Genomic DNA, 24,388 nt, shown 5'->3' on the forward strand with positions numbered 1-24,388 from the left:
AGACATGAATGGACGGAGCGCTGCCGCGCCCCCTCGTCCTCGCCCCCATCCTCGTCCTCGCCCCCATGCAGGAGACGCGCCGATGACCGTGCTGCACGCGAGCCATGCCCTCACCCCCGCGGGCTGGCAGGCCGACCTCCGGCTGACCGTGGCCGAGGGGCGGTTCTCGGCGGTTGAGGCCGGTTGCGCCCCGCAGCCCGGCGACACCCGGGTGGCCGTGCTGGTGCCGGGCCTGCCGAACCTCCACAGCCACGCCTTCCAGCGCGGCATGGCCGGGCTCGCCGAGCGGCGCGGCCCGGCCGCCGACACGTTCTGGACCTGGCGCGAGACGATGTACCGCTTCGCCCTGCGGATGAGCCCGGACGAGGCCGAGGCGGTGGCGGCGCAGGCCTATGTCGAGATGCTCGAATCCGGCTTCACCCGCGTCGGCGAGTTCCACTACCTGCACCACGCGCCCGACGGCGCGCCCTACGCCAACGTCGCCGAGATGGCCGAGCGGATCGCCGCGGCGGCCTCCCTCGCGGGCCTGCGCCTCACCCTGCTGCCGGTGCTCTACCGCCGGTCGAATTTCGGCGGCATCGCGCCGAACGACGGCCAGCGCCGCTTCGTCTCCGATCTCGATCTCTTCGCCCGCATGGTCGAGGCCTCCCGGGCCGTCGTGGCGGATCTCCCCGGCGCCACCCTGGGCGTCGCGCCCCACAGCCTGCGGGCGGTGACGCCCGACGACCTGACGGCGGCGGTCGCGCTGGCCGATGGCGGGCCGGTCCATATCCATGCCGCCGAGCAGGTGCGGGAGGTCGAGGAGTGCCTGGCCTGGTCCGGCGCGCGCCCGGTGGAGTGGCTCCTCGACCACGCCGGGCTCGATCCGCGCTGGTGCCTGATCCACGCCACCCACATGACGCCCGACGAGACCGCCCGCTTCGCCGGAAGCGGCGCCGTCGCCGGCCTGTGCCCGGTGACCGAGGCGAGCCTCGGCGACGGCATCTTCCCGGCGCCGGACTTCGTCGCGGCGGGCGGGCGCTACGGGGTCGGCACCGATTCGAACGTGCTGGTCGGCGCCGCCGACGAGCTGCGCCAGCTCGAATACGCCCAGCGCCTCGGGCACCGCCAACGCAACGTGCTCGCCGCCCCCGGCGCCTCGACCGGCCGCGCGCTCTTCGACGCGGCGCTCGCCGGCGGCGGCCAGGCCCTGGCCGCGGAGGGCGGCGGCCTCGCCGCCGGGGCCCCGGCCGATTGCGTGGCGCTGGCCGGGGCGGATCCGGCGCTGATCGAGCGCCGGGGCGACGCCCTCCTCGACGGCTGGATCTTCGCCGCCGGCTCCCGGGCGGTGGACGCGGTCTGGGTCGCCGGGCGCCAGGTCGTCGCGGGCGGGCGCCACCATGCCCGGGAGGCGGTGGGCGCGCGGTACGCGGCGGTGCTCGGGCGGCTGATGGCGGAGTGATACCAACGGTCGTTGAAAACGACCTTTGGTTCCGTTCTCGAATTTTCGTCAAGCTTTTAGCTTGGCGTCGAAAATTCGAGATGGGTCATCGGCCCGATGCGTCAGCATCTTGGGCCGATGGTATGACACGGGATCCGGAAGGATTCGGATCCCGGACCAAAAGCCCGCGCGGCGGAGCCGCAGGCGCCACACGCCCGGGCGATGCGGAAATCGGATGGGGCGCGTCCGGTGCCGGCCAGGATAGGGCGCGCGGCCTAGGCTGCCGGCCCTGGCTCTCACGGGCCCGATCGGGTATCAGCCCCGCCGCGCCGGTGGCGGCCGAGCCCGCCGGACATTCGCCGGGGCGGAGCCCGGGCAGGGCGCGCGGTCGAGGGCGATGCGGTACGAGGTCGAGCGGAAGTTCATGGTCGCCCATGCGGGCTGGCGCGAGCGCGCGGTGAGCCGGCGCCGGCTGACCGACGGGCTCGTCGGCGAGTTTCCCGGCGGCAAGGTCCGGGTGCGGCTCGACGAGGAGCGGGCCTGGATCACCGTCAAGGGCCGGCGCGACGGCCTGGCGCGGCCGGAATTCGAGTACGAGATCCCGCGGGTCGACGCCGAGGCGATGCTGGGCCTCGTCTGCGAGACCTGCCTGATCGAGAAGACCCGCCACTGCGTGCCCCATGACGGGATGGAGTGGGTGGTGGACGAGTATGGCGGCGCGCTCGCCGGCATGGTCCTGGCCGAGGTCGAGCTGGAGCACGAGGAACAGCCCCTCGTCCTGCCGGACTGGATCGGCCGCGAGATCACCGCCGATGCGCGCTTCCGCCAGTCGACGCTGCTGCGGCTCGCCCGCGAGGCCGGCCGTCCCGTGACCCTGACCGAGGTCGTCGCGGCGCGGCTGTGAGGCTCGATACGACCGCGGACGCCCCGTCCCGGTCCCCGAGGAAGGACCACACGATGACCGGATTCCTGAAGACGTCCCTGTGCGGGCTCGCCCTCGCCGTCGCGATCGGGGCGGCGCCGGCCGGGGCCGCGGGCGAGGCGAACCCCACCGGCGAGGCCCTGGCGCGCCGCATCGTCGGCACCTGGGAGCTCGTCTCCTACAAGGTCGAGGACAAGGCGACCGGCAAGCTCGTCGACGCGATGGGCGAGACGCCGCGCGGGCGGGTGATCTTCACGCCCGACGGCTGGGTGGCGTTCAACCTCGAGGGCAGCGACCGCAAGCCGGCCAGGTCCGAGGCCGACCGCGCCGCCCTGATGCACACCCTGGTCGCCTATATCGGCCGCTACCGGGTCGAGGGCGACCAGTGGGTGACGAGCGTGCAGACCGCCTGGGCGCCCGAATGGGTCGGCACCGAGCAGCGGCGCACCATCCACATCGACGGCGACACCGCCGACGTCACGACTCCCTGGCGGGAGATGCCCAACTGGGACGAGGGCAAGCCCTCGCGCAGCCTCATCCGGTTCCGCCGCGCCTCCTGAGCGCGGCCGTCCGGGGCCGAAGTCTCAAATCTCGATCGTCGAATCGTCCCGATCTCCGAGATGTCGGCCGGGGCGCCGTTGAGGAAGCGTTGATGCTCTTCGGCACGGCCCGCGCCGGCCGACGATGGAATCGGCCGCGGGCGCGGAGCGGCGATTGTCCTTCGCGTCCGCATCGTCTATGAGGCGGCCGCACAACCGCCGAGCTCAACCCGCCGGCGTTCTTCTCGTCCCAGGCGGTCGCGACCGTCCGGGGCCGGCCAGCGGATCGCAGAATCCGCGCCGCCTCGCGCGTCCGATCGAGCGGACCGGGACACGTCGCCGCGAGGTGACCGGCCGGATCGGGTCGGGGTACCGCGACAGCGGCCCCTACCGAGGAAACCACCCCCAAAATGGCTTGACGCGCCGTGCGGACCTTGATCCCGCGCGACGCGAGCGGACGCCTGTCACGACCGGAGCCCCGCGCGCCTCGCGCCGCCGGCCCGGCCTGAACGAGAACGGGATTGGGCCATGCGCGCCGACGACACGACCACCTGCCCGAAGGCCACTGCCCCGACCGGGATCAGCCGCCGCCGGATCCTCGGCGGTGCCGCCGCCGGCCTCGCCGCCTCGGCCCTGCCCGATTCCCTCGCCCTGGCGCAGGGCGCCGACAAGGTCGACGTGCTGCTGATCGGCGGCGGCATCATGAGCGCGACGCTCGGCGTGTGGCTCAACGAGCTGGAGCCGACCTGGTCGATCCGCATGCTCGAGCGCCTCGACAAGGTGGCGATGGAGAGCTCGAACGGCTGGAACAACGCCGGCACCGGGCACTCGGCGCTGGCCGAATTGAACTACACGCCCGAGAAGAAGGGCAAGATCGAGATCGCCAAGGCGGTCGAGATCAACGAGGCGTTCCAGGTCACCCGCCAGTTCCTGGCCTGGCAGGTCAAGAACGGCGTGCTGAAGGACCCCAAGACATTCATCAACTACACCCCCCACATGAGCTTCGTCTGGGGTGACGACAACATCGCCTACCTCAAGAAGCGCTACGAGGCGCTGAAGGCGAGCCCGCTGTTTGCCGGGATGGAGTTCTCGACCGACCCCGAGCAGCTCAAGAAGTGGGTCCCCCTGATGATGGAGGGGCGCGACCCGAACCAGAAGGTCGCCGCCACCTGGTCGCCGCTCGGCACCGACGTCGAGTGGGGCGAGGTCACCCGCCAGTACGTCGCCCACCTGCAGGCCCAGAAGACCTTCCGCCTCGACGTCTCGACCGAGGTCCAGGGCATCACGAAGAACGCCGACGGCTCCTGGCGGGTCACCGCGCGCAACGTGAAGGACGGGTCGCGCCGGAGCGTCGACGCCAAGTTCGTGTTCATCGGCGCCGGCGGCGGCGCCCTGCACCTGCTCCAGGCCTCCGGCATCCCGGAGGGCGAGGATTACGCCGGCTTCCCGGTCGGCGGCTCGTTCCTGATCAACGAGAACCCGGACGTCGCGACGCTGCACCTCGCCAAGGCCTACGGCAAGGCCTCGGTCGGCTCGCCGCCGATGTCGGTGCCCCACCTCGACACCCGCGTGCTCGGCGGCAAGCGCGTGCTGCTGTTCGGGCCGTTCGCGACCTTCTCGACCAAGTTCCTGAAGGAGGGCTCGTATCTCGACCTGCTCACCTCGACCACGAGCAGCAACGTCTGGCCGATGATGCGGGTCGGCATCGACGAGTACCCGCTGGTCGAGTACCTCGCCGGGCAGCTGATGCTCTCCGACGACGACCGGATGGCGGCGCTGCGCGAGTACTTCCCCAACGCCAAGAAGGGCGAGTGGCGCCTGTGGCAGGCCGGCCAGCGCGTGCAGATCATCAAGCGCGACAAGGACAAGGGCGGCGTGCTGAAGCTCGGCACCGAGATCGTCAACGCCAAGGACGGCACCATCGCGGCGTTGCTCGGCGCCTCGCCGGGCGCCTCGACGGCCGCCCCGATCATGCTCGACGTGCTCCAGAAGGTCTTCGCCCAGAAGGTCGCCACCCCCGAGTGGCAGGCCAAGATCCGCCAGATCGTCCCGAGCTTCGGCGAGAAGCTCAACGACGATCCGGAGAAGGTGGCCCAGGAATGGGCCTATACCAGCGGCCAGCTGCAGCTCCCGACCCCGCCGGCGATCGATCGCGGCACCCTCAAGCCGCTCCCGGTGAGCGCGCCCGGGACCGAGGCCGCCGCCAAGGGCCCGGTGGGCGACCTGGCGCCCTGATCCGTCCGGGTCCGAGCGGGATCGCCGGTCGGACCCGGAACGGGCCGGATTCAGCCCTGGAACGGGATGGTGCGACCGGGCTGGCGCGCCTGCTCCTTCGTGTAGGCGACGCCGTGCACCTTGATCCCCTTCTCGTCGAGGAGGGTGATGATGCCGCCCTTGTTCGACAGGGTGGCCGGCGCCTGCACCGCCACGGTCAGCGTCGCGCCGGCCGCGATCGTGCCGGTGAGCGGCATCGCGTTCTTCTGCTTGTCCTTGAGCGACCAGCCGGTCAGGTCGACGGGGACGTCCGCGGTGTTCAGCAGCGTCACCGTCTCGCGCTCCGGCGTATGGGTGTCGTTGACGAGAGCCGCGATGATGCGCACCAGCCCGTCCGGCACGTCGCGAGGCGGGATGTGGTCGCGGTCGACCGGCGCGTGCGGCTCTCCGCCGTGACCCGGATCGGGCGGCACCGCCGGATTCGCCGAGGCGTCGTCCGAGTGCCAGGCCTGGGTCTGGAATTTCAGGAACACCGCCACCCACTGCTCCTCGCGCGGGAACCGGAAGATCAGGCCGCCATCCTGGTAGGGACCGTTGTCGCCGGCGAAGCGCCCAGGCGGGTTGCCCTGGTTCATGTGGATGTCGTGGATTCCTCGGCCCGGCTTGAAGCCGAAATACCGGTCGGCCTTGTCCTCCTCCGGTCCCCAGGTCTCGCCGAAGGCGTAGATCCATGATTCCTCGTCCGCCATCGCGCGCTGCACGTAGGCGTCGAGCTTCTCGTTGAGGTCGTTGTCCGGCCCGGCGGCCGAGAGGGGCAGCGGCTTCAGCTCCCAGGGCTGCATGAGGTTGCCCCGGATGTAGTCGAGCGCGACGCCGTCCGGTCGGCTCGGGGCCGGGTTCACGCCCTCGGGGAGCGTCGCCAGCGCCGCGGTGATCGGGTGCTCGAAGCGGGAGCGGACGAGGAACTGCACCTCGCTGCCGTCCTGCGACTGCACGTTGATGGCGATGCGGTGCATCTCGCCGTTGGCCGAGACCAGCACTTGGTAATGCGGGTTGCGGCCGGTGGCGAGGCGGTTGTTGATCGGACGGCCCTTCAGGACGGAATAGGTCTTGAGCGGCATGACGGGTTCTCCCGGGCGGTGTCTCGGCGGCGACGGATCGGTTCGGGGGCCGGTTCGGTCAGCGGGCGGGCCAGGCGGGAAAGAACAGGCGCTGGCGGTTGGTCTTCATCCGGCCGGGTGCGACGTAGGCGTCGAGCCAGCCGGCCGTCTCGTCGAGGAACTTGGCCTCGGCCAGCGGCGTCCCCCGCTCGGCCAGCCGGTCGATGGTCTGGCGCGCGTAGAAATGGCGGAAGAGCCGGTCGAACTCGGTCAGGTAGATGTCGGCCACCCGGGTGTCGCCGCGGATCAGCAGCATGTTCTCGTCGTTGCCGGTGAGCGACGAGGACGAGAAGTTCGCCGAGCCGGTACACACCAGTGGATCGTCACCGAGCGGATCGATCAGCAGGAACTTGGTGTGGATGAAGAAGATGTGGCCCTGCTTGCGGAACAGCTCCTCCTTCAGGAACCAGTCGTCGAGGCTCGTCGCCGGAAACGCCTTCTTGCCCTCGGCATAGGCGCCCAGCAGTGCGCCGTAGGCGGCCACGACGTCCGGATCGCCCTTCAATCTGTCGCGCAGCTCCCGGTCGGGCGCATCCTCGAGCAGAAGGAAGCGTACGAAGTCCCGGTCGATGCCGAACTGCGCCGCCAGAAGCTTGTTCACGCCGAAGGCGGCGGTGAACATCACCGTCTCCTGGGCGCCGGCGATGCGCGCCGCGTACCAGCTCAGCATCGCGTCGTTCTTGCGCGGCGAGAAGAACGGCGTGGTGCCGGGCACGGCCGTCAGGGCGTCGAGCGCGTCCTGCGGGGTGCGCTCCTGCGTCCATGTCGAGAGCGTCGGCGTCGCGGGGTCGTGCGACAGCACGGTCCAGTAGTCGAGATAGGCCTGCGCCACGCCCTCCTCGCGCACGACATGCAGGACGTTGGTCTGGCCGATGAAGCCCGAGGCGGTGAAGTTGGTCGAGCCGGTCAGGACCTCGCGGGCGGCGCCCGCCCGGATCCAGACGATGAACTTGTTGTGCGGGATCTTGCGCCGGCGGGTGCGCGGGATGAGCTGCAGGTTGGCCTGGCGGTCGAGACCGAGCGCCGCGATGGCGTTGCGCGCCGCGACGGTGGCGGAGGTGTCCTCCAGCCGCTTGTCGTCCCGGTCGTAGTCCTGGCCGGCCTCGTGCACGATCCGGACGTCCACCCCGCGGCGGGCCGCCCGTTTCAGGGCGCGGAGGATCGGCGCGTAGGTGAACTCGTAGGCGGAGACCCGCAGCGCCTCGCCGTCCTGTGCGCGGTCGATGAAGGCGAGGGCGGCATCGAGGGCGCCGCGGGAGAGCCAGCGCACCTCGGGATCGGCGGGATCGTCCTCGTCCTCCGGCGGCCGATTCTGGAAATGGCTGGAGAAGGCCTGCGAGGCGATGGCGCCGCGGTTGAACCAGATCCCGTGCGTGCCGGTCGCGGGGTCCTCGGTCGTCACCGTGATCTCGGTCCCCTCGCCGAGGACCGGGGCCGCGGGCCTGCCGTAGACGGGCTGGACGCGGTAGCGCGTGGTCGTGCCGGGCTTGGCCTCGTAGTCGGACCAGATCAGGCTCTGGATCGGATGCAGGTTGCTCGGAAAGCGATCCTGGGGATCGGGCCGGGGCACGACCGAGCGGAAGACCTTGCGGCCCTCCAGCCAGTCGGGCACCGACCCGTTCATCCGCGCGATGGCGAAGCCGAGCAGGCCCGCGCGCGCCTCCTCGGCGATCGCGATCGCGAGCAGCACGACGCGCGTGCCCGCAATCGCTCGCAGGTCGATCGATCCGCCTGTCGCTCGCGCGCGCATCCCCCGTGCCTCCCCGCCAAAGGAATGTCGATTGCCAGGATGACATATCAATATTGCACAATTTTGACAACTGTATTACCGGTTATATGACATTAATCTCCTGTTTCAGATCGACGATCGACTGAAAACAGGGTTGCGACGTCGATCGTCCGAATCGGATCGGATTTCGAGGCGACTGATCAGTCGTGAAAATCGCGAATCGCAATGATATAACGTCGAAACAAGAGGCATGAAGGAGTCATATATCGCTCGATGGTGCCAATCATGACTTGGGCGTGTCTGAAAACGAACCGGGTATCGCGGTCGTCATCCCCGCGTGAGACCGATCCGGTGATCGTCGCGTCAAGGCCGGTGGAGAGGATGGCGCGCGGTCGCGGCGGACGGGTCGACCGGAGAACTGACACGACTCCGGGGCGGAACCGCATTACGGTCCGTCCCCGGCACCGGAGGATGCACCGAATGATCCAGCTCTACGCCTGGGACACGCCGAACGGGCGCAAGATCAGCGTCGCGCTCGAGGAGATGGCGCTCCCCTACCGGGTCGAGCCCGTCGACATCACCAAGGGCCGGCAGTTCGAGCCCGCCTTCCTCGCCATCAGCCCCAACAACCGCATCCCGGCGATCGTCGATCCCGACGGGCCGGACGGGGCGCCGCTCCCGGTGTTCGAATCCGGCGCGATCCTGGTCTACCTCGCCGAGAAGACCGGTCGTTTCCTGCCGCCGACCGGCCGCGGCCGGGTCCAGGCGATGGAATGGCTGATGTGGCAGATGGGCGGGTTCGGGCCGATGCCGGGCCAGGTCCACCACTTCCTCTCGGTCGACGAGGCGGACCGCGCCTACGGGCTCGCCCGCTACCAGAAGGAGACGCACCGGCTCTACGGCGTGCTCGACCGGCGGCTCGCGGGAACCGAGTTCGTCGCCGGCGACCTGTCGATCGCGGATTTCGCCATCCTGGGTTGGGCCTGGCGCCACGCCCGGCACCGGGTCGACCTCGCCGAGTACCCGAACGTGCGGCGCTGGTACGACGCCCTGATGGCGCGGCCGGCGGTGCAGCGCGGCTTCTCGGTCGCGCTCAGCTGATGGGAGTCCACGCCATGACGGACGAGACCGCGCTCCGGGCGCAGCTGATCGCGCGCTTCTTCCGCTACCTCGCCGTGCCGAGCCAGAGCGACGCCCGCGCGACCGCCCTCCCGAGCACGCCGGGCCAGCTCCGGCTGGCCGAATTGCTGGCCGGGGAGTTGCGCGAGCTCGGCCTCCACGACGTGGAGCTCGACGCGCACGCGATCCTCACCGCCCGCAAGCCCGGCACCCGGCCGGGTGCGCCGCGGATCGGCTTCATCGCCCATCTCGACACGGTCGATGTCGGACTCTCGCCCGAGATCCGCCCGCAGGTCCTGCGGTTCACCGGCGACGACCTCTGCCTCAATCCCTCCGAGGACATCTGGCTGCGCGCCGCCGAGCATCCCGAACTCGCGGCTTATCGCGGCGAGGACGTGATCGTCGGCGACGGGACGAGCGTGCTCGGGGCCGACAACAAGGCGGCGATCGCCGTGGTGATGACGCTGCTCGCCACCCTGACGCCGGAGGACGCGCACGGCGACATCGTGGTGGCCTTCGTGCCGGACGAGGAGATCGGGCTTCGCGGCGCCAAGGCCCTCGACCTCGCGCGCTTCCCTTGCGACTTCGCCTACACGATCGACGCCTGCGCGGTCGGCGAGGTGGTGATCGAGACCTTCAACGCGGCCGGCGCCGAGATCGTGTTCACCGGCGTCGCCGCGCATCCGATGTCGGCCAAGGGCGTGATGGTGAACCCGCTCCTGATGGCGCACGACTTCATCGGCCGGTTCGACCGGGCCGAGACGCCGGAGGCCACCGAGGGGCGCCAGGGCTACGTCTGGTTCAACGGCCTCCAGGCCCATTCCGGCGAGGCCCGCCTCCAGGCGATGATCCGCGACTTCGACCGCGAGGGCTTCGCCGCCCGCAAGGCGCGCCTGCACGCGGTGGCCGAGGACATCGCCGCGCTCTACCCGACTGGGCGGGTGGAATGCCGGATCGCCGATACCTACGGCAACATCCACGACAGCCTCGGCGACGACCGCCGCTCCGTCGACCTGTTGTTCGCGGCGCTGGCCGCGGAGGGGATCGCGCCCAAGGAGATTCCGATGCGCGGCGGCACCGACGGCGCGGCACTCTCGGCCCGCGGCCTGCCGACCCCGAACTACTTCACCGGCGCCAGCAATTTCCACTCCCGGTTCGAGTTCCTGCCGGTCCCGGCCTTCGCGGCGTCGTACCGGACGACGCGGCGGATCTGCGGGCTGGCGGCGGGGGAGGGGAGCGTCGATTCGGGGCCGAAATGACCCGGGCGGAGATTTTTATCCGACGCACCGCTTCATCCTGAAAGCCTGTCGGGGCGGATCCGGCTGCCGTCGAGGGGCGTGGCCTATCCTGCTCTCGACCTCATCCCGAGGTGTCGGTTCATCGCGGATGGACTGACCTCGAAGGAGGGCTTCAGGGACCTTCGCGCTTGCTGGAGGTCTCCTTCGAGGTCAGTCGATTTTCAATCGACTAACACCTCAGGATGAGGTTGCGTGTGGGAGGCAAGATCATCCGTTGACCTATTGCGTATATCGAACAGGCTCTGACACCTCAGGATGAGGTCGAGAGAGGGAGGGATGCGGGCATTCCGTGGTTCGTGAGGACTACGGATCGTCGACGCGCCGATCACCCTCGAACACCCTCTCGACCAGCTCCCCGACACGCGCGTTGCCGATCGCCTCGTCGAACAGGATCCGGAACAGGATCGGCGCGATGACGCCGTCGAGCACCGCGTCGAGGCTCGGGAACGCCTCGCCCCGGGCGGCGGCGCGCTCGGCGATGAGGGCGATCTGCTGGCGGGCGTAGCTGCAGCAGCGGCGGGGGCCGGCGCCGCCCTCGGCCGCCAGCACGTCGCGAATCATCTCGCGGCCGAGGCCGGACGACATCTCCTCGGCGTATTGCTCGGCCCAGGCCAGGAGGTCGCCGCGGCCGTGGCCGGTCTCCACCGGCACCATGTCCGGGCGCAGCCGCTCGACCGCGACGTCGGCCAGAAGCTCGTTCAGCTCGCCCCAGCGCCGGTAGATCGTCGAGGGCGTGACGCCGGCCTCCGCGGCGATGAGCGGGATCGTCACGGCGGCGCGGTCCATCCGGGCGAGCAGGTCGCGGGTGGCCCGGTGGACCGAGGCCTGGACCCGCGCGCTGCGCCCGCCCGGGCGCGGCCCTCCCTCCCGCTCCACCATCGTTCCCCGTCCTCCAAATGCAAATAATTTGCTTTTAGCTTTCCGCGGCGCTAGGTCGTTAACGCAACGGATTTGCTTTAAGGGCCACAGCGATGCGCGAAGGTCAAGGATTCCGGCAGCGGGAACCCCGGTGGCGCGACCCGCTCGTCTTCCACGCCGCGACGCTCGGGGCGTTCTTCGCCGCGGCCGCCGCCCCGACGCCGCTCTACCGGATCTACCAGGAGACCCTGGCGCTCTCGCCGGTCTTCGTGACGCTCGTCTTCGCGGTCTACGCGGTCGCGCTGCTCAAGGCCCTGCTGATCGCCGGGTCGCTCTCCGACCATCTCGGGCGCCGCCCGGTGATCGCCGGGGCGCTGGCGCTCGAGGCCCTGGCCATGGGGCTCTTCCTGCTGGTCGGGGAGGGGGCGGGCTGGCTCGTCGTCGCCCGGATCGTCCAGGGGCTCGCCACCGGCATCGCCGCCGCCTCCCTGGGCGCGGCCCTGGTCGACGTCGATCGCGCCCGCGGCCAGGTCGTCAACGCGGTGGCGCCGCTCGTCGGCATGGCGCTGGGCGCGCTCGGCACCTCGGCGCTGATCCAGTACGGGCCCTGGCCGCTCCACCTCGTCTACGGGGGGCTGCTCCTCGTCTTCGCCGGGCTGGCGCTCGCGATCCGGCGCATTCCCGAGACCGGCGCGCCGCGGCCCGGGGCGCTCGCCTCGCTGCGGCCCCGCATGGCGGTGCCGCCCCGGATCCGCCGGCCCCTGGCGCTGGTGACGCCGATCAACCTCGCCAACTGGATGCTCGGCGGCTTCTACCTGTCGCTCGTCCCCTCGGTCGTCGCCGCCGCCACCGGCAGCCGGGCGCCGCTCACCGGCGGGGCCGTCGTCACCGCCCTGATGGTCGCCGGCACGGGCTCGGTGCTCGTGCGGCGCATGGCGGGCGCCCGGGACAACCTGACCTTCGGGGTGCTCGCCACGGCGTTGGGGGTCGTCGCGGTGGTCGCCGGCATCCACGCGGCGAGCGTGCCGGTCCTGATCCTCGGCACCCTCGTCACCGGCGCCGGCTTCGGCGCCAGCTTCCTCGGCTGCCTCGGCACGGTGATGCCGCTCGCCGAGCCGGAGGAGCGGGCCGGGCTCCTGGCCGCCTTCTACGTCCAGAGCTACCTCGCCTTCAGCCTGCCCGCCGTCGCCGCCGGCTTCCTCGCCCGCAGCCTCGGCTACGCCGCGACGGCGGACCTCTATGCCGGGGTGATCCTGGCGGTGAGCCTAGGCGGGCTCGCGGTGATCCGGGCGCAGGCCCGGCGTGAGGTGGCGGTGGCGTAACCACGGCTTCACCATCACGAGGGCAATGGCTGCGGCACCATCGAAGGGGTTTCCAGACAGCACGGAGATCCCTGGAGCCCTCCTTCGAGGTCAGTCGATCTGCGATCGGCTGACACCTCAGGATGAGGTCGATGATGGGACATGCTACAAACGAGGGGTCGCGGCAGGATCTCTCTTTCATGAACGCTTTCGTCTACATCCTGCAATGTTCCGACGACAGTTACTATGTCGGATCGGCCCGTGGCACGACTCTCGACAAGCGCCTCGGCGAACATCAGGCCGGCATCCATCCCGGCTACACGCGCCAACGCAGGCCGGTGACGCTCGTCTACGCCGAGACATTCGATCGCATCACGGATGCCATTGCCATGGAACGGCGCATCAAGAGCTGGAGCCGAGCGAAGAAAGAAGCGCTGATGCGAAGCGATTGGGGTGAGCTGAAACACTTGTCCAGGAGACTGGGAGCCCAGGAGAAAATCCCAGCAGGCGATGATGACAAGAAAGTGTCATGATAATATCGAACGAAGAATGCTCCTGCTCTCGCCCTCATCCTGAGGTGTTAGTCGATCTGTGATCGACTAACCTCGAAGGAGGCCTCCAGAAACCTCGGTGCCCTCTGGAAATCGCCCGGGTGGCTCCCGCAACCGGCATCCCCGCAGGGACGGGACCGGGGAACGAGCCGAGCGGCCCCCCGCCCGAAAAAACTACCCCCGCCCCGCCGCTAGATACGCCCGCCATCCTCCGTGGCGCGACACGTCCTCGGCCTCGCGCGTGCCCTCCGGCTCGCAGAGGAACCCCTTCGGCGTCGTGCCGTCGGAGAGCCGCAGGGTGCCGATGCCGAGGGGGGCGGGGATCGCCGCGACGAAGCGGCCGAAGGCCTCGGGCGCGAGGGCCCAGACCTCGGTGGCGATCGCCGTGCCGGTGCTCTCTTCCACCCGCACGAGGCCCGGGCGGCGCGGGCCGGCGCCCGGCAGGGCGAAGAGCCGGTAGTCGGGCTTGGTCGCGACCGCCCGCAGGAGGCGCGCGCCGAGCCCCGTCAGCTCGCCGTTCAGCGGCAGGCCGGAGAGATGCGCGCCGACCACCGCCAGCTCGATCTCGCCCGCCCCGGCCGAGGCCGGTTCCGCCGCCGACGGCAGCGGCAGCGGGGCGCCGGTCGCGCCCATCGGGGTGCCGCCGGCGCGGTGGAGGGCGTCGCCCAGGGCGATCAGCGCCGCGTCGCGGCCGGCGGGCGCGATCAGGGTGAGGCCGGCCGGCCGGCCGTCGGCGCGGGGATGGCTCGGGACGGACAGCGCGCAGAGGTCGAGGAGGTTGACGAAGTTGGTGTAGGTGCCGAGCTCGGCGTTGGGGCCGATCGGGTCGGCGGCGAGCGCCGCCATGGTCTGCGGCCGCGGGAAGGTCGGCACGCACAGCGCGTCGATCCCCTGCCAGACCGGCTCGGTGGCGCGGCGCAACTCCGCCAGCCGGTAGCGGCCCGCGAAGGCGTCGGCGGCCGAGAAGGCGGTGGCGCGCTCGGTGATGGCCCGGGTGACCGGGTGCAAGGCCTCGGGGCGCGCGGTGATGAAGCCGCGGATCGCCTCCCAGCGCTCGGCCACCCAGGGCCCGTCGTAGAGGAGCGCCGCGGCGGCGAAGAACGGGGTCAGGTCGACGGGCACCAGGGTCGCGCCGAGCGCCTCGAGGTCGGCGAGCGCCGCGTCGAAGGCGGCCTCCGACAGGGCGTCGCCGGCAAAGCGCCGGCTTGCCGCATCCGGCACGCCGATGCGCCGCGGGTGCGGGCCCGGCCGCCCGACGGGAACGGGACGCGAGAACGGGTCGGCGGCGTCGAACCCGGCGAGCGCCGAGAAGCCCGCGAAGGCGTCCGCCGCGGTCAGCGCGAAGACCGAGACGCAATCGAGGGTGCGGCAGGCCGGCACCACGCCGCGGGTCGAGAGCGCCCCGAGCGTGGGCTTGAGCCCGACGATGGCGTTGAGCCCCGCCGGCACCCGGCCGGAGCCGGCGGTGTCGGTGCCGAGCGCCAGGGGGACGAGCCCCGCCGCCACCGCGACCGCGGAGCCGGACGAGGAGCCGCCGGGCACGAGCGCCGGGTCGAGGGTGTTGCGCGGCACGCCGTAGGGCGAGCGCACGCCGACGAGGCCGGTGGCGAACTGGTCGAGGTTGGTCTTGCCGATGATCAGTGCCCCGGCCTGCCGGAGCCGCGCCACCACGGCGGCGTCCTGCGCGGCGGTCCTCGCGTAGTCCGGGCAGGCGCAGGTGGTGGGCAGGCCCGCGACGTCGATGTTGTCCTTGACCGCGACCGGGATGCCGTGGAGCGGGCCCCGGGGGAGGTCCGCAGCCTCCTCCGCCACCTCCGCCTCCGGCCGCAGCGCGAGGAAGACCGCCGGGTCGTCGTGGGCGGCGATGCGCCGGTAGACCTCGCGCACGGCCTGCGCGGGCGTCAGCGCGCCCGAGGCGTAGGCCTCGCGGTACTGGGCGAGGGTGAGGGGGAAGTCGGTCACGCCGGCACCTCGTCGATCAGGCTGACATGGGCGGCGACCACGCGCCAGCCCTCGGGCAGCCGGGCCCAGGACTGCATCTGGCGCCCGACCTTGCCGGGATGGGCCTCGCGCCAGAACAGGGTCGAGGCGGTGGCGAAGTCGCGCCCGAAGGTGGTGATGACGGTCTCGTCGATGCGCCGCTCGACCCCGACCGGCGAGCGCGCCCGCCGGAAGGCCCGGATCGCGTCCATGCCGTAGAGGTTCTCCCCGATGCCGTACCGGATGGTGCGGGGATCGTCCCAGAACAGCGCCTCCAGGGTCGGCACGTCGTTGGTGACGAGGGCGGTCTCGTATGCCGCGAAGGCGGCCTCGACCTCGGCCTTCACCTCGGGGTTGTCGATGTCCATGGGATGCTCCCTCCGTACGATGTCGGCGTGGTCCTCGTCGCGAAGCCGGGAGGAGCTACCCCGCCACCGGCGCCGCCCCGACGCCCGCGCTCTCCAGCGCCCCGGCGACCCGCAGGGCCAGGTCCTCCCGCCACGGCGCCGCGATCACCTGCACGGCGAGCGGCAGTCCGCCCCCGACCCGCACCGGCACGGCGACGACCGGCAGGCCGATGAACGAGATCGGCTGGGTGAAGATTCCGATATTGGGCCGCGCCGGCACGGTGAGCCCGTCGAGCTCCATCGTCGCCTGGCCGATCCGGAGCGCCCGGCACGGCGTGCAGGGGGCGAGGATCACGTCGACCTCGTCGAAGAGCGCCAGCACCCGCTCGCGGTACCAGCTGCGGAAGCGTTGCGCCCGGTGGACCCAGGCGGCCGGGATCGTCGTGCCGGCGATCAGGCGGTCGCGCACCGCCGGATCGTAGTCGCCGGGGCGCTCGCGCAGCCGGTCGAGGTGGAGGCCGGCGGCTTCCGCCGCCGTGATGATGAAGGCGGCGGCCCGCGCCCGGGCCGCCTCCGGGATCTCGACGGTGCGGTAGGCGCCCACCGCCTCGGCGGCGAGGCGCACCGCCGTGAAGCAATCCGCCTCGCCGCCGCGGGCGAAGTAGCCGCCGGCGACCGCGATCCGCAACGACGCGGTGCCCTGCGCCAGCGCGTCCGCGACCGGCTCGATCGGGCGCGGCGCCTGCCAGGGATCGTCGGGATCCGCGCCCTGCATCGCGTCGTAGGAGAGCGCCAGGTCGGCGACCGAGCGGGCGAGGGGTCCGAGGTGGTCGAAGCTGCCGACGAACGGGAACGAGCCCGCCCGCGACAGCCGGCCGAAGGTGGGCTTGAGCCCGAAGGTGCCGCAGAAGGCCGACGGCACCCGGATCGACCCGTTGGTGTCCGAGCCGAGCGCCAGGGGCACCATCCCGGCCGCCACCGCCCCGCCGGACCCGCCCGACGAGCCGCCGGTCATCCGCGCGGGGTCGTGCGGGTTGCGCGAGGGGCCGTCATGGGCGTTCTCGCCGGTGAAGTCGTAGGCGTATTCCCCCATGTTGAGGGCCCCGACCAGCACCGCGCCCGCCGCCTCGAGCCGCCGCACCAGGGCGCCGTCCCGGGCGGCCGGGGGATGCTCGCGATTGATCGTCGAGCCGGCGCGGGTCGGCAGGCCGGCGACGTCGAACAGGTTCTTGACCGCGAAGGGCACGCCCGCGAGCGGTCCCACGGCCCGGCCGGCGGCGCGCTCGGCGTCGATCGCCGCGGCCCGGGCGCGGGCGCGCTCCGCGGTCACGTCCGTGAAGGCGTTGAGGCCCGGATCGCGGGCGGCGATCCGCGCGAGCGCCGTCTCGACGGCGTCGCCGGCGGTGAGCCGGCCCGCCGCCACGGCGGCGGCGATCCCGGCGGCTGTCTCGTTCGTCACGCGCTCCTCCGTCATGCCCGGAAGACCGGCGCCGGCTCGACGGTGTCGTCGAGCGGAAAGTCGAGCAGGAGGGCGGCGGCGGCGGCCGTCGCCTGGACGGCGGTGATCACCGTCCCGCGCCATTCGGGCGCCATCGGGATGCCGGCGAGCGGCACCATCGCGTCGACGATCGCGCCGGCGGAGGCGTCGTCGAGGGGGAGGGGAGGTGTCGTCATGGTCGAACCTCGGGGGTTGTCGATAGAGTTAAGGATGGTATCGCGGGAGCCTGCTTCCTCCCGTTCGCTACCTCATCCTGAGGTGTCAGATCATAGGAGATGATCTGACCTCGAAGGAGGACTCCAGATGCCTCGGCGATTCCTGGAGGCCTCCTTCGAGGTCGGTCGATCTGCGATTGCGTGCGATCGAAGATCGCCAACACCTCAGGATGAGGTGAATGGGTGGGGTCAGCGAACATGCGCGGCCGCCTCACACGGGCGGCCTCGGGATCGCCGCGAGCAGCGCGCGGGTGTACTCGGCTTGCGGCGCGCCCAGCACCGCCTCGGTCGGACCCTCCTCGACGATGCGGCCGGAGCGCATCACGATCACCCGGTCGCAGAGCATCCGCACCACCTGGAGGTCGTGGCTCACGAACAGGTAGCTCATGCCGAGCGCCTGCTTGAGGTCGGCGAGGAGGTTGAGCACCAAAGCCTGCACCGAGACGTCGAGGGCCGCCGTCGGCTCGTCGAGGATGACGAGGTCGGGGGAGGGGGCGATGGCCCGCGCGATGCCGACCCGCGCCTTCTGGCCGCCGGAGAGCTGGTGCGGGAAGCGGTCGAGGAGCTCGACCGGCAGGCCGACGAGGCGGGCCAGCTCCTCGCACCGCGCCCGGATCGCGTCGGCGCCCCGCACGGTGCCGAAGCGCTTGAGCGGATCCGCGATGGCGCGGGAGGCGGTCCAGCGCGGGTTGAGGGAATCGGTCGGGTCCTGGAAGACCATCTGGATCTTCGGCCGCAACGGATGCCGGGCGAAGCGCGCCGCCGGCACCCGGCCGATCTCCTCGCCGGCAAACACGATCGAGCCCTCGGTCGGGTCGAGGAGGCGCATCACCATGGTGGAGGTGGTGGACTTGCCGCAGCCCGATTCGCCGACGAGGCCGACGCTCTCGCCGCGGGCGACCGTGAAGCTCAAGGCATCGACCGCCCGGAACGGCGCCTCCGCCGGCTTGCGCGACAGCAGGGCCTTCGCCTTCGGGTAGTCCTTGACCAGCCCCGAGACCGCCAGCAGCGGCGCCCCCCCAGCCTCGGCGTGCGCCGCCGGCGCGGCGGGCGCCCCCTCGGGCAGGAGATCGCGCAAGGAGACGCCCGGGCGCGGCGTCGCCTGCATCAGCTTGCGGGTATAGGCGTGGGCGGGCGCGCGGAAGATGGTGGAGGCCGGCGCGGTCTCGACGACCCGGCCCTGCTCCATCACGACGATGCGGTCGCAATAGGTCGCGGCGAGCCCGAGGTCGTGGGTGATGAGCACGCTCGCCATGCCGCGCTCGCGGGTGAGGCCGGTGACGAGGTCCATCACCGCCTTCTGGGTCGTCACGTCGAGGCCGGTGGTCGGCTCGTCGGCGATGAGGAGCTGCGGCCGGCACGCGAGCGCCAGCGCGATCACCACCCGCTGGCACATGCCGCCGGACAATTCGAACGGGTAGGCGTGGTAGCGCTCGTCAGGCCGGGCGATCTTCACCTGGTCGAGCGCCGCGATGGCCTTGGCCTTGGCATCGCCCGACCCGGCTTCCGCGTGCTGGCGCAGCACGTCCTCGATCTGGTGGCCGACCTTGCGGATCGGGTTCAGCGCCGCGCGGGGATTCTGGAAGATCATCGAGATCTCCCGCCCGCGCAGGTCGCGCATCTGGCGCTCGGAGGCGGAGCGCAGGTCGATGCCCGAGAAATCGACCTCGCCGCCGGCGATGCGCCCGGCCCGGTCGAGGATGCGCATCACCGCGTAGGAGGTGACCGACTTGCCCGAGCCCGACTCGCCGACGATGCCGACTGTCTCGCCTTTGGCCACCGAGACGTCGACCCGGCGCACCGCCTGGACCGGGCCGCGGCGGGTGGCGAACTCGACCGTGAGGTCGCGGATGGCAAGCAGCGGGATCGCGGTCATGTCCGCCTCTGGGGGTCGACGATGTCGCGCAGGCCGTCGCCGATGAGGTTGAAGCAGAACACCGCGAGCATGAGCGCCAGGCCCGGGAAGAGCGCGATCCACCACTCGCCCGAGACGATGAAGCCCGCGCCCTCCGCCACCATGATCCCCCATTCCGGGGTCGGCGGGCGCACGCCGAGGCCGATGAAGGACAGGCCCGCCGCGTTCAGGATCGCGTAGCCCATGGTCAGCGACATCTGCACCATCATCAGCGGCAGGATGTTGGGCAGGATCGAGGTGAGCACGATGCGCAGGTCGGTGTTGCCGGTGAGTCGCGCCGCCATGACGAAGCCGGCGTTGCGGCGCTGCGCGGCCTCGGCCCGGGCGAGGCGCGCGTAGAGCGGGAAGTTGATGATGGCGGTGGCGAGCACGATGTTGCCGACCGTGTTGCCGAGCGCCGCGACGATCCCCATGGCGAGGACGAAGAGCGGGAAGGCCATGATGGTGTCGGCGAGCCGCCCGACGATCCGGTCGGTCCAGCCGCCGAAGAACCCGGCCATGATCCCGGCGAGCCCGCCCGCGACGAAGACGAGCGCCACCGAGAAGACCGCGATGGCGAGATCGAGCCGGGCTGCCACCACCACCCGCGAGAGGATGTCGCGCCCGAGCTGGTCGGTGCCGAAGGGGTGGGCGAGCGACGGGGCCTGGAGCGCGACCGACGTGTCGGAGGCGAGGGGGTCGTAGGGCACGAGCGAGGGCCCGAAGGCGGCGCAGGCGACGAGGCCGAGGAGCAGCGCGAAGGCGAAGCCCGTGACCGGGTTGCCGGAGACGACGGTGCCGGCATGCGCCAGCGTCGCCGAGACGCCGCTGCGGGGCCGGGCGGCGCCGAGGGCGGGGGAGCCGAAGGCGCTCATGCCGCCCCCCGGACGCGCGGGTCGATCAACCCGTAGGCGAGGTCGATCATCAGGTTCAGGACCGTGTAGAGCAGCGCCATCGCCAGGACGAAGCCCTGGACCGGGGCGAAGTCGGAGGCGATCAGGGCCTCGACCGCGTAGGAGCCGACGCCCGGCCAGGCAAAGACCTTCTCGACCAGCACGTTGGCGCCGAGCAGGAAGGAGAAGACCATGCCCAGCGTGGTCACCACCGGCAGCAGGGCGTTGCGGAGCGCGTAGGTGACGACGACCCGGCGCCGCGACAGGCCGGCGGCCCGGGCGGTGCGCACGAAGTCGGCGGCGAGCACGGCGAGCATCGCCGCCCGGGTGATGCGGGCGATGGGAGCCAGCGCGAAGATCGCCAGCGTCAGGCCCGGCAGGGCGATCTGGCCGAGCGCCGCCCGGAAGGTCTCGGCGTCGCCGGCCGCGAGGCTGTCGACGAGGAAGAAGCCGGTGCGCGTCGGCGGCGGCGACGCGAAGGCGTCGAGGCGCCCCAGCGGCGCGGGCGCCCAGCCGAGCACGAAGTAGAACACGTAGACGAGGAGGAGCCCGGTGAAGAACACCGGCAGCGACACCCCCGCCGTCGCCACCACCCGGCAGGCGTGATCGACGAGCGAGCCCTGTTTCAGCGCCGCCGCGACCCCGAGCGGGATCGCCACCAGGAGCGACAGGACGAGGCCGACCAGGGTCAGTTCGGCCGACGCCGGCAGCCGGGCGCCGAGATCGGCCGTGACCGGCTGGCCGGTGGTGAGCGAGCGGCCGAGATCGCCCCGGGCGAGGTCGGCGACGTAGCGGGCGAACTGCTCGGGCAGCGGCCGGTCGAGACCGAGTTCCGCGCGGATCTGCGCGATGGCCTGCGGGGTGGCGGCGGGCCCGGCAAAATACGCCGCGGTGTCGCCGGGCAGCACCCGGGTGAGCAGGAACGACACCACGACCACCCCGGCGAGCGCCGGCAGCGTGGTCAAGAGGCGGTCGAGGAGCGTGCGCAGCATCAATCCACTCCTCAGAACCTGTTCGAGTTGCGAGAGCAGCGTCGAAAGACCATTGTCCATCCCATTCGCGACCTCATCCTGAGGCGTTAGTCGATCGAAGATCGACTGACCTCGAAGGAGGGCTCCAGAGACCACTGAGATTTCTGGGGCCCTCCTTCGAGGCTGCTGCGCAGCACCTCAGGATGAGGTTTGAGGGTGGGAAGTGCTGCCCGCTTCAAAGAATTGGAAGAAAAATCTTATCAGAACAGGCATTTACGACGCCGTCCCCTTGGTCAGGTACCGGAAATCCGGCTCCCGACACGGCTGGAACTGGTAGCCGTTGATCGTGCGCTGCATCGCGACGTCGTGGGTCGGCTGGGCGATCGGCACCATCGGCACCTCGCGCTCGGCGAGCGACACGAAGTCGATCACGCTCTTCCGGTAGACCGCCGGATCGTCGGTGAAGCGGGCGGTGTCGATCAGCTTGTCCAGCGCCGGGTTCTGGTACGAGGCGATGTTGAAGATCGAGTTCGCCCCGTGCAGGGTCCAGAACAGGTAGTAATCCGGATAGTCGAGCCAGCCGGCGAAGCGGTTGAGCACCATCGGGTTGGTCTTCTTGGAGATTTCTCCGCGGAAGTTGGCGCCCGGGATCTTGCTGATTTCGACCGTGATGCCGATCCCGGCGAGCGCCTCCTTGATCAGCACCGCCATCGGCTCGGCCACCGTGGCGTTGCCGGCATCGAACAGCAGCGTCGTCGTGAGCCCGCCGGGGGCGGCCGCCTGCACCAGGGCCTTGGCCTTCGCCGGATCGGTCCGGTAGGGGAAGGGTTGCGGCCACGCCACGCGCGGCGTCTCCGGCCCGCCCGACATGTCGAGGCCGCGGCCGAACAGCGAGGCCTGGAGAATCTTCTCGTAGGGCAGCACCCAGGCGACCGCCTGGCGCAGGCGCACGTCGGTGAACGGCCCGACCGCGGTGTTGAGGTAGACCGACCAGACCCCGTTCGGGATCGGCACGCCGACGACCTTGATCTTGCCGGCGTCGATCAGGTCCTTGAAGTCCTTCGGCGGCAGCCCGTACGAGATGTCGGCGTCGCCCTTCTCGATCAGGGCGCGACGGGTCGAGGGCGAGGCGATGTCGCGGGCGATGACCCGGCGCAGCTGCGGCAGCTTGCCCGACGCCCAGGCGTCGTTGCGGGCGTAGATCGTCTCGACGCCGGGCTTCCAGCTCTCGACCCGGTAGGCACCCGAGCCCGCGACGTTGTTCTTGAGCCAGTCCTTGGCCCACGGATCGCCGCCGCCGTTGCGTTGCGCGAGTTCGGAATCGATCACGAAGGGAATCGTGACGGCGAGGTCCGACATCGTCATCTTGTCCTTGCGGACGAAGTCGATGCGGAAGGTCTTGTCGTCGAGCGCCACGAACTGCTCGGGCTTCTCGAGCGAGCCGGCATTCATCTGCGTGGTGGCGAAGCCCCCGATCGAGACCGCCCGGTCGAGCGACCACTTCACGTCCCTGGCCGTGACCGGCCGGCCGGAATGGAACGCGGCGTCGCGGAGCTTGAAGGTGCAGCTCATCCCGTCGGAGGCGACCTGCCAGCTCTCGGCGAGCTCGCCCTCCATCTCGCCCATCGTCACGGCGTTGCCGCCGCCGCCCGGGATCGGCACCGGCTTGAAGCGCAGGAGACGGTCGTAGCAGTTCAGCGCCACCCCGTTCACCGGCTGCGAGGCGCCGATGCCCTGCATGTCGAGGGAGTTCGGTCCGTATTCCTGCACCAGGAGCAAGGTCTCGTTGCGGGTCGGGTTCTGGCCTTGCGCCTGCGAGCGCGCCACGAACGGCGCGGCGAGACCGGCGGCGAGGGCGGTGCGGCGGGTGATCATGCGGCACGGACCTTATCTGGCGAGAGGAGGCGAGCGCCCGCGACCGGCGGGGACGAGCCACCGTGAGGCAAGGTTCGGACCGGCCACGGTTCGGGCCGGCGCGAAAAATTGCATGCAACACCTGGAGTGTGCATGCATGAAGCAGATCTTGCACGCATCTAGTTTGGGCGCGGACGCCGCAATTTCGGGCAGGCCAGCCGGGTGACGATGCGGCAGGGTCGGGGCGCGGTTCGCGACGGGGGCGGGATGGACGGGCGGTCGGGCGAGAGGTCGGGGCGCACGCAGGCCGAGCGGCTGGCGGGGGAGATCGCGGAGGCGATCGTCACCGGGGCGCTCGCGCCGGGAAGCCGCCTCGACGAGCAGGCGCTGGCCGAGCGCTACGGCGTGTCGCGCACGCCAGTGCGCGAGGCCCTGCGCCAGCTCGGCACCTCGGGCCTCGTCGAGGTGCGGCCGCGGCGCGGCGCGGTGGTGGCGCAGGTGACGGCCGAGCAGCTCGCCGAGCTGTTCGTCGCCATGGCGGAGATCGAGGCGACCTGCGCCCGGCTCGCCGCCCAGTCGATGAGCCCGCTCGAGCGCCGCCGCCTCGACGCCCTGCACGATTCCATGGCCGACCTCGCCCGGGCCGGCGATCCGGCGGCCTATGCGCGGGCCAACACCGCCTTCCACGGCGCGGTCTATGCCGGCGCCCACAACACGGTGCTGGCCGACTTCGCGCTCTCGTTGCGGCGCCGGCTCCAGCCCTACCGCGAGGCGCAGTTCCGGGTGGCGGGGCGGCTCGCGCGCTCGCACGACGAGCACGGCGTGGTGGTGGCGGCGATCCTGGCCGGCCGGGCCGAGGAGGCCCATGCCGCGATGCTGCGCCACGTCACGCTGGTGGAGAGTTCGGTCGAGGGGCTCCTGGCACGGGCGACGGGCGAGGCCGGCGGCGCGTGAGCCGGCCTCAGCGCAGGGCGTAGCCGCCGACGCCGGCCTCGACGGCGACCGACAGGCGGTCGGTGATCGCCCACTCGACCCCGACATGCGCGTCCGGCCGGACCACGACGTCGTCGCGCGAGAACGGAATCGAGACCGGCGTCGCCCCGGCCCGCAGCGTCCCGTGCACCGCCGCCGCCCCGGCCCGGGCGTAGAGCAGCACGTCCGGCGTCAGCAGGGTGCCGACCTTCACTTGGACCGCCCCGGCGAAGTCGCGGGTGTAGGACAGGCCGCCGAAGCCCGGGGTGAGGCCGCCGGAGGTCGCCGCGAGATAGTCGAACCCGCCGGCGATGCCGTAGACGAACCGACCCTCCTGCCACATCCGCCCGCCCTCGAAGCCGATCGTCGGCCCGGCATAGCTGCCGAAGCGCCGCGAGGAGACCGCCTCGAACCCGGTCGAGACCCGGGCGTAGGAGCCGGCCCAGCGCGAATCCTCGCCGAGGCGGTCCTCCAGGGCCCGGGGCCAGGCGAAGACGGGCAGGAGCCCGAAGCCGACGAGGCCCTGGGCCGCGGCCGGTTCCGGCCGCAAGGCCGCGAGGCCCGGCAGGAGACCCACCCCGAGGCAGGCGACGAGGCAGGCCGCAGGGCGGCGGGAACGGCGATCCGCGAATCCGGTCATGACGGTAGAATAG

Annotated in this window: 21 protein-coding genes; 9 read left to right on the top strand and 12 right to left on the bottom strand. The window is 71.4% G+C overall.

The window, feature by feature from the left end; translation table 11 throughout:
- The first annotated feature begins 82 nt into the window (after positions 1–82).
- From BMX97_RS19815 to mqo, 4 genes are all read left to right on the top strand, one after another.
- Positions 83–1,441, top strand: coding sequence for a formimidoylglutamate deiminase (locus BMX97_RS19815; protein ID WP_091753014.1), 1,359 nt, complete (start codon positions 83–85; stop codon positions 1,439–1,441).
- 376 nt (positions 1,442–1,817) lie between these two features.
- Positions 1,818–2,324 (top strand): CYTH domain-containing protein, encoded by a 507-nt coding sequence (locus tag BMX97_RS19820; RefSeq protein WP_091753015.1) that lies wholly within the window; start codon positions 1,818–1,820, stop codon positions 2,322–2,324.
- 53 nt (positions 2,325–2,377) lie between these two features.
- Positions 2,378–2,902 carry a lipocalin-like domain-containing protein gene (locus tag BMX97_RS19825; protein WP_091753016.1) on the top strand — a complete coding sequence of 175 codons (525 nt, stop codon included), beginning with the start codon at positions 2,378–2,380 and terminating at the stop codon, positions 2,900–2,902.
- A 507-nt stretch (positions 2,903–3,409) separates the two neighbouring features.
- On the top strand, positions 3,410–5,116 hold the full coding sequence (gene mqo, locus BMX97_RS19830) for a malate dehydrogenase (quinone) (protein ID WP_091753017.1): 1,707 nt from the start codon (positions 3,410–3,412) through the stop codon (positions 5,114–5,116).
- Positions 5,117–5,166: 50 nt separating this feature from the next.
- Here the strand turns inward: mqo and BMX97_RS19835 are convergent, their stop codons facing one another.
- Both BMX97_RS19835 and BMX97_RS19840 read right to left on the bottom strand, forming a co-directional pair.
- On the bottom strand, positions 5,167–6,216 hold the full coding sequence (locus tag BMX97_RS19835) for a DUF2278 family protein (RefSeq protein WP_091753018.1): 1,050 nt from the start codon (positions 6,214–6,216) through the stop codon (positions 5,167–5,169).
- 58 nt (positions 6,217–6,274) lie between these two features.
- On the bottom strand, positions 6,275–8,005 hold the full coding sequence (locus BMX97_RS19840; RefSeq protein WP_091753019.1) for a phospholipase D-like domain-containing protein: 1,731 nt from the start codon (positions 8,003–8,005) through the stop codon (positions 6,275–6,277).
- 459 nt (positions 8,006–8,464) lie between these two features.
- Between BMX97_RS19840 and BMX97_RS19845 the strand changes: the two genes are divergently transcribed.
- Together BMX97_RS19845 and pepT are read left to right on the top strand one after the other, a co-directional pair.
- Positions 8,465–9,085 carry a glutathione S-transferase family protein gene (locus tag BMX97_RS19845; RefSeq protein WP_091753020.1) on the top strand — a complete coding sequence of 207 codons (621 nt, stop codon included), beginning with the start codon at positions 8,465–8,467 and terminating at the stop codon, positions 9,083–9,085.
- 14 nt (positions 9,086–9,099) lie between these two features.
- Complete coding sequence (pepT, locus tag BMX97_RS19850; RefSeq protein WP_091753021.1) at positions 9,100–10,362, top strand: peptidase T; 1,263 nt, start codon at positions 9,100–9,102, stop codon at positions 10,360–10,362.
- 342 nt (positions 10,363–10,704) lie between these two features.
- Here pepT and BMX97_RS19855 read toward each other — a convergent pair whose 3' ends face one another.
- Positions 10,705–11,280 (bottom strand): TetR/AcrR family transcriptional regulator, encoded by a 576-nt coding sequence (locus BMX97_RS19855; RefSeq protein ID WP_091753022.1) that lies wholly within the window; start codon positions 11,278–11,280, stop codon positions 10,705–10,707.
- Between the two features lie 92 nt (positions 11,281–11,372).
- Here BMX97_RS19855 and BMX97_RS19860 point away from each other — a divergent pair, with 92 nt between their 5' ends.
- The gene (locus tag BMX97_RS19860; protein ID WP_091753023.1) at positions 11,373–12,581 is read left to right on the top strand and encodes an MFS transporter; all 1,209 of its coding nucleotides are present in this window, start codon (positions 11,373–11,375) and stop codon (positions 12,579–12,581) included.
- A gap of 179 nt (positions 12,582–12,760) precedes the next feature.
- Complete coding sequence (locus BMX97_RS19865; RefSeq protein WP_091753104.1) at positions 12,761–13,093, top strand: GIY-YIG nuclease family protein; 333 nt, start codon at positions 12,761–12,763, stop codon at positions 13,091–13,093.
- A gap of 192 nt (positions 13,094–13,285) precedes the next feature.
- Here BMX97_RS19865 and atzF read toward each other — a convergent pair whose 3' ends face one another.
- From atzF to BMX97_RS19905, 8 genes are all read right to left on the bottom strand, one after another.
- Positions 13,286–15,073 (bottom strand): allophanate hydrolase, encoded by a 1,788-nt coding sequence (gene atzF, locus BMX97_RS19870; RefSeq protein ID WP_091753024.1) that lies wholly within the window; start codon positions 15,071–15,073, stop codon positions 13,286–13,288.
- Positions 15,070–15,459: an oxalurate catabolism protein HpxZ gene (gene hpxZ / locus BMX97_RS19875; RefSeq protein WP_091753025.1), complete on the bottom strand. Its 390-nt coding sequence runs from the start codon at positions 15,457–15,459 to the stop codon at positions 15,070–15,072. The genes atzF and hpxZ overlap by 4 nt, the downstream gene beginning before the upstream one ends.
- A gap of 55 nt (positions 15,460–15,514) precedes the next feature.
- Entirely contained in the window at positions 15,515–16,912 is a 1,398-nt protein-coding gene (locus BMX97_RS19880) for an AtzE family amidohydrolase (protein WP_091753026.1), read from the bottom strand.
- Positions 16,909–17,112: a DUF4089 domain-containing protein gene (locus BMX97_RS19885; protein ID WP_091753027.1), complete on the bottom strand. Its 204-nt coding sequence runs from the start codon at positions 17,110–17,112 to the stop codon at positions 16,909–16,911. Before BMX97_RS19885 ends, BMX97_RS19880 begins: the two co-directional genes overlap by 4 nt.
- Before the next feature lie 250 nt (positions 17,113–17,362).
- Positions 17,363–19,027, bottom strand: coding sequence for a dipeptide ABC transporter ATP-binding protein (locus BMX97_RS19890; RefSeq protein WP_091753028.1), 1,665 nt, complete (start codon positions 19,025–19,027; stop codon positions 17,363–17,365).
- Entirely contained in the window at positions 19,024–19,920 is an 897-nt protein-coding gene (locus BMX97_RS19895) for an ABC transporter permease (RefSeq protein ID WP_091753029.1), read from the bottom strand. The genes BMX97_RS19890 and BMX97_RS19895 overlap by 4 nt, the downstream gene beginning before the upstream one ends.
- Positions 19,917–20,930, bottom strand: a complete 1,014-nt coding sequence (locus BMX97_RS19900; RefSeq protein ID WP_091753030.1) for an ABC transporter permease — start codon at positions 20,928–20,930, stop codon at positions 19,917–19,919. The genes BMX97_RS19895 and BMX97_RS19900 overlap by 4 nt, the downstream gene beginning before the upstream one ends.
- Positions 20,931–21,182: 252 nt before the next feature.
- Entirely contained in the window at positions 21,183–22,784 is a 1,602-nt protein-coding gene (locus BMX97_RS19905; protein WP_091753031.1) for an ABC transporter substrate-binding protein, read from the bottom strand.
- Positions 22,785–23,030: 246 nt separating this feature from the next.
- Here BMX97_RS19905 and BMX97_RS19910 point away from each other — a divergent pair, with 246 nt between their 5' ends.
- On the top strand, positions 23,031–23,717 hold the full coding sequence (locus BMX97_RS19910; RefSeq protein ID WP_091753032.1) for a GntR family transcriptional regulator: 687 nt from the start codon (positions 23,031–23,033) through the stop codon (positions 23,715–23,717).
- Positions 23,718–23,724: 7 nt separating this feature from the next.
- On the opposite strand, the gene BMX97_RS19915 is transcribed toward BMX97_RS19910, so the two are convergent.
- Positions 23,725–24,375, bottom strand: a complete 651-nt coding sequence (locus BMX97_RS19915; RefSeq protein WP_244538531.1) for an outer membrane protein — start codon at positions 24,373–24,375, stop codon at positions 23,725–23,727.
- Positions 24,376–24,388: the final 13 nt, after the last annotated feature.

This window comes from Methylobacterium sp. ap11, assembly GCF_900110515.1.
Lineage (GTDB): Bacteria > Pseudomonadota > Alphaproteobacteria > Rhizobiales > Beijerinckiaceae > Methylobacterium > Methylobacterium ajmalii.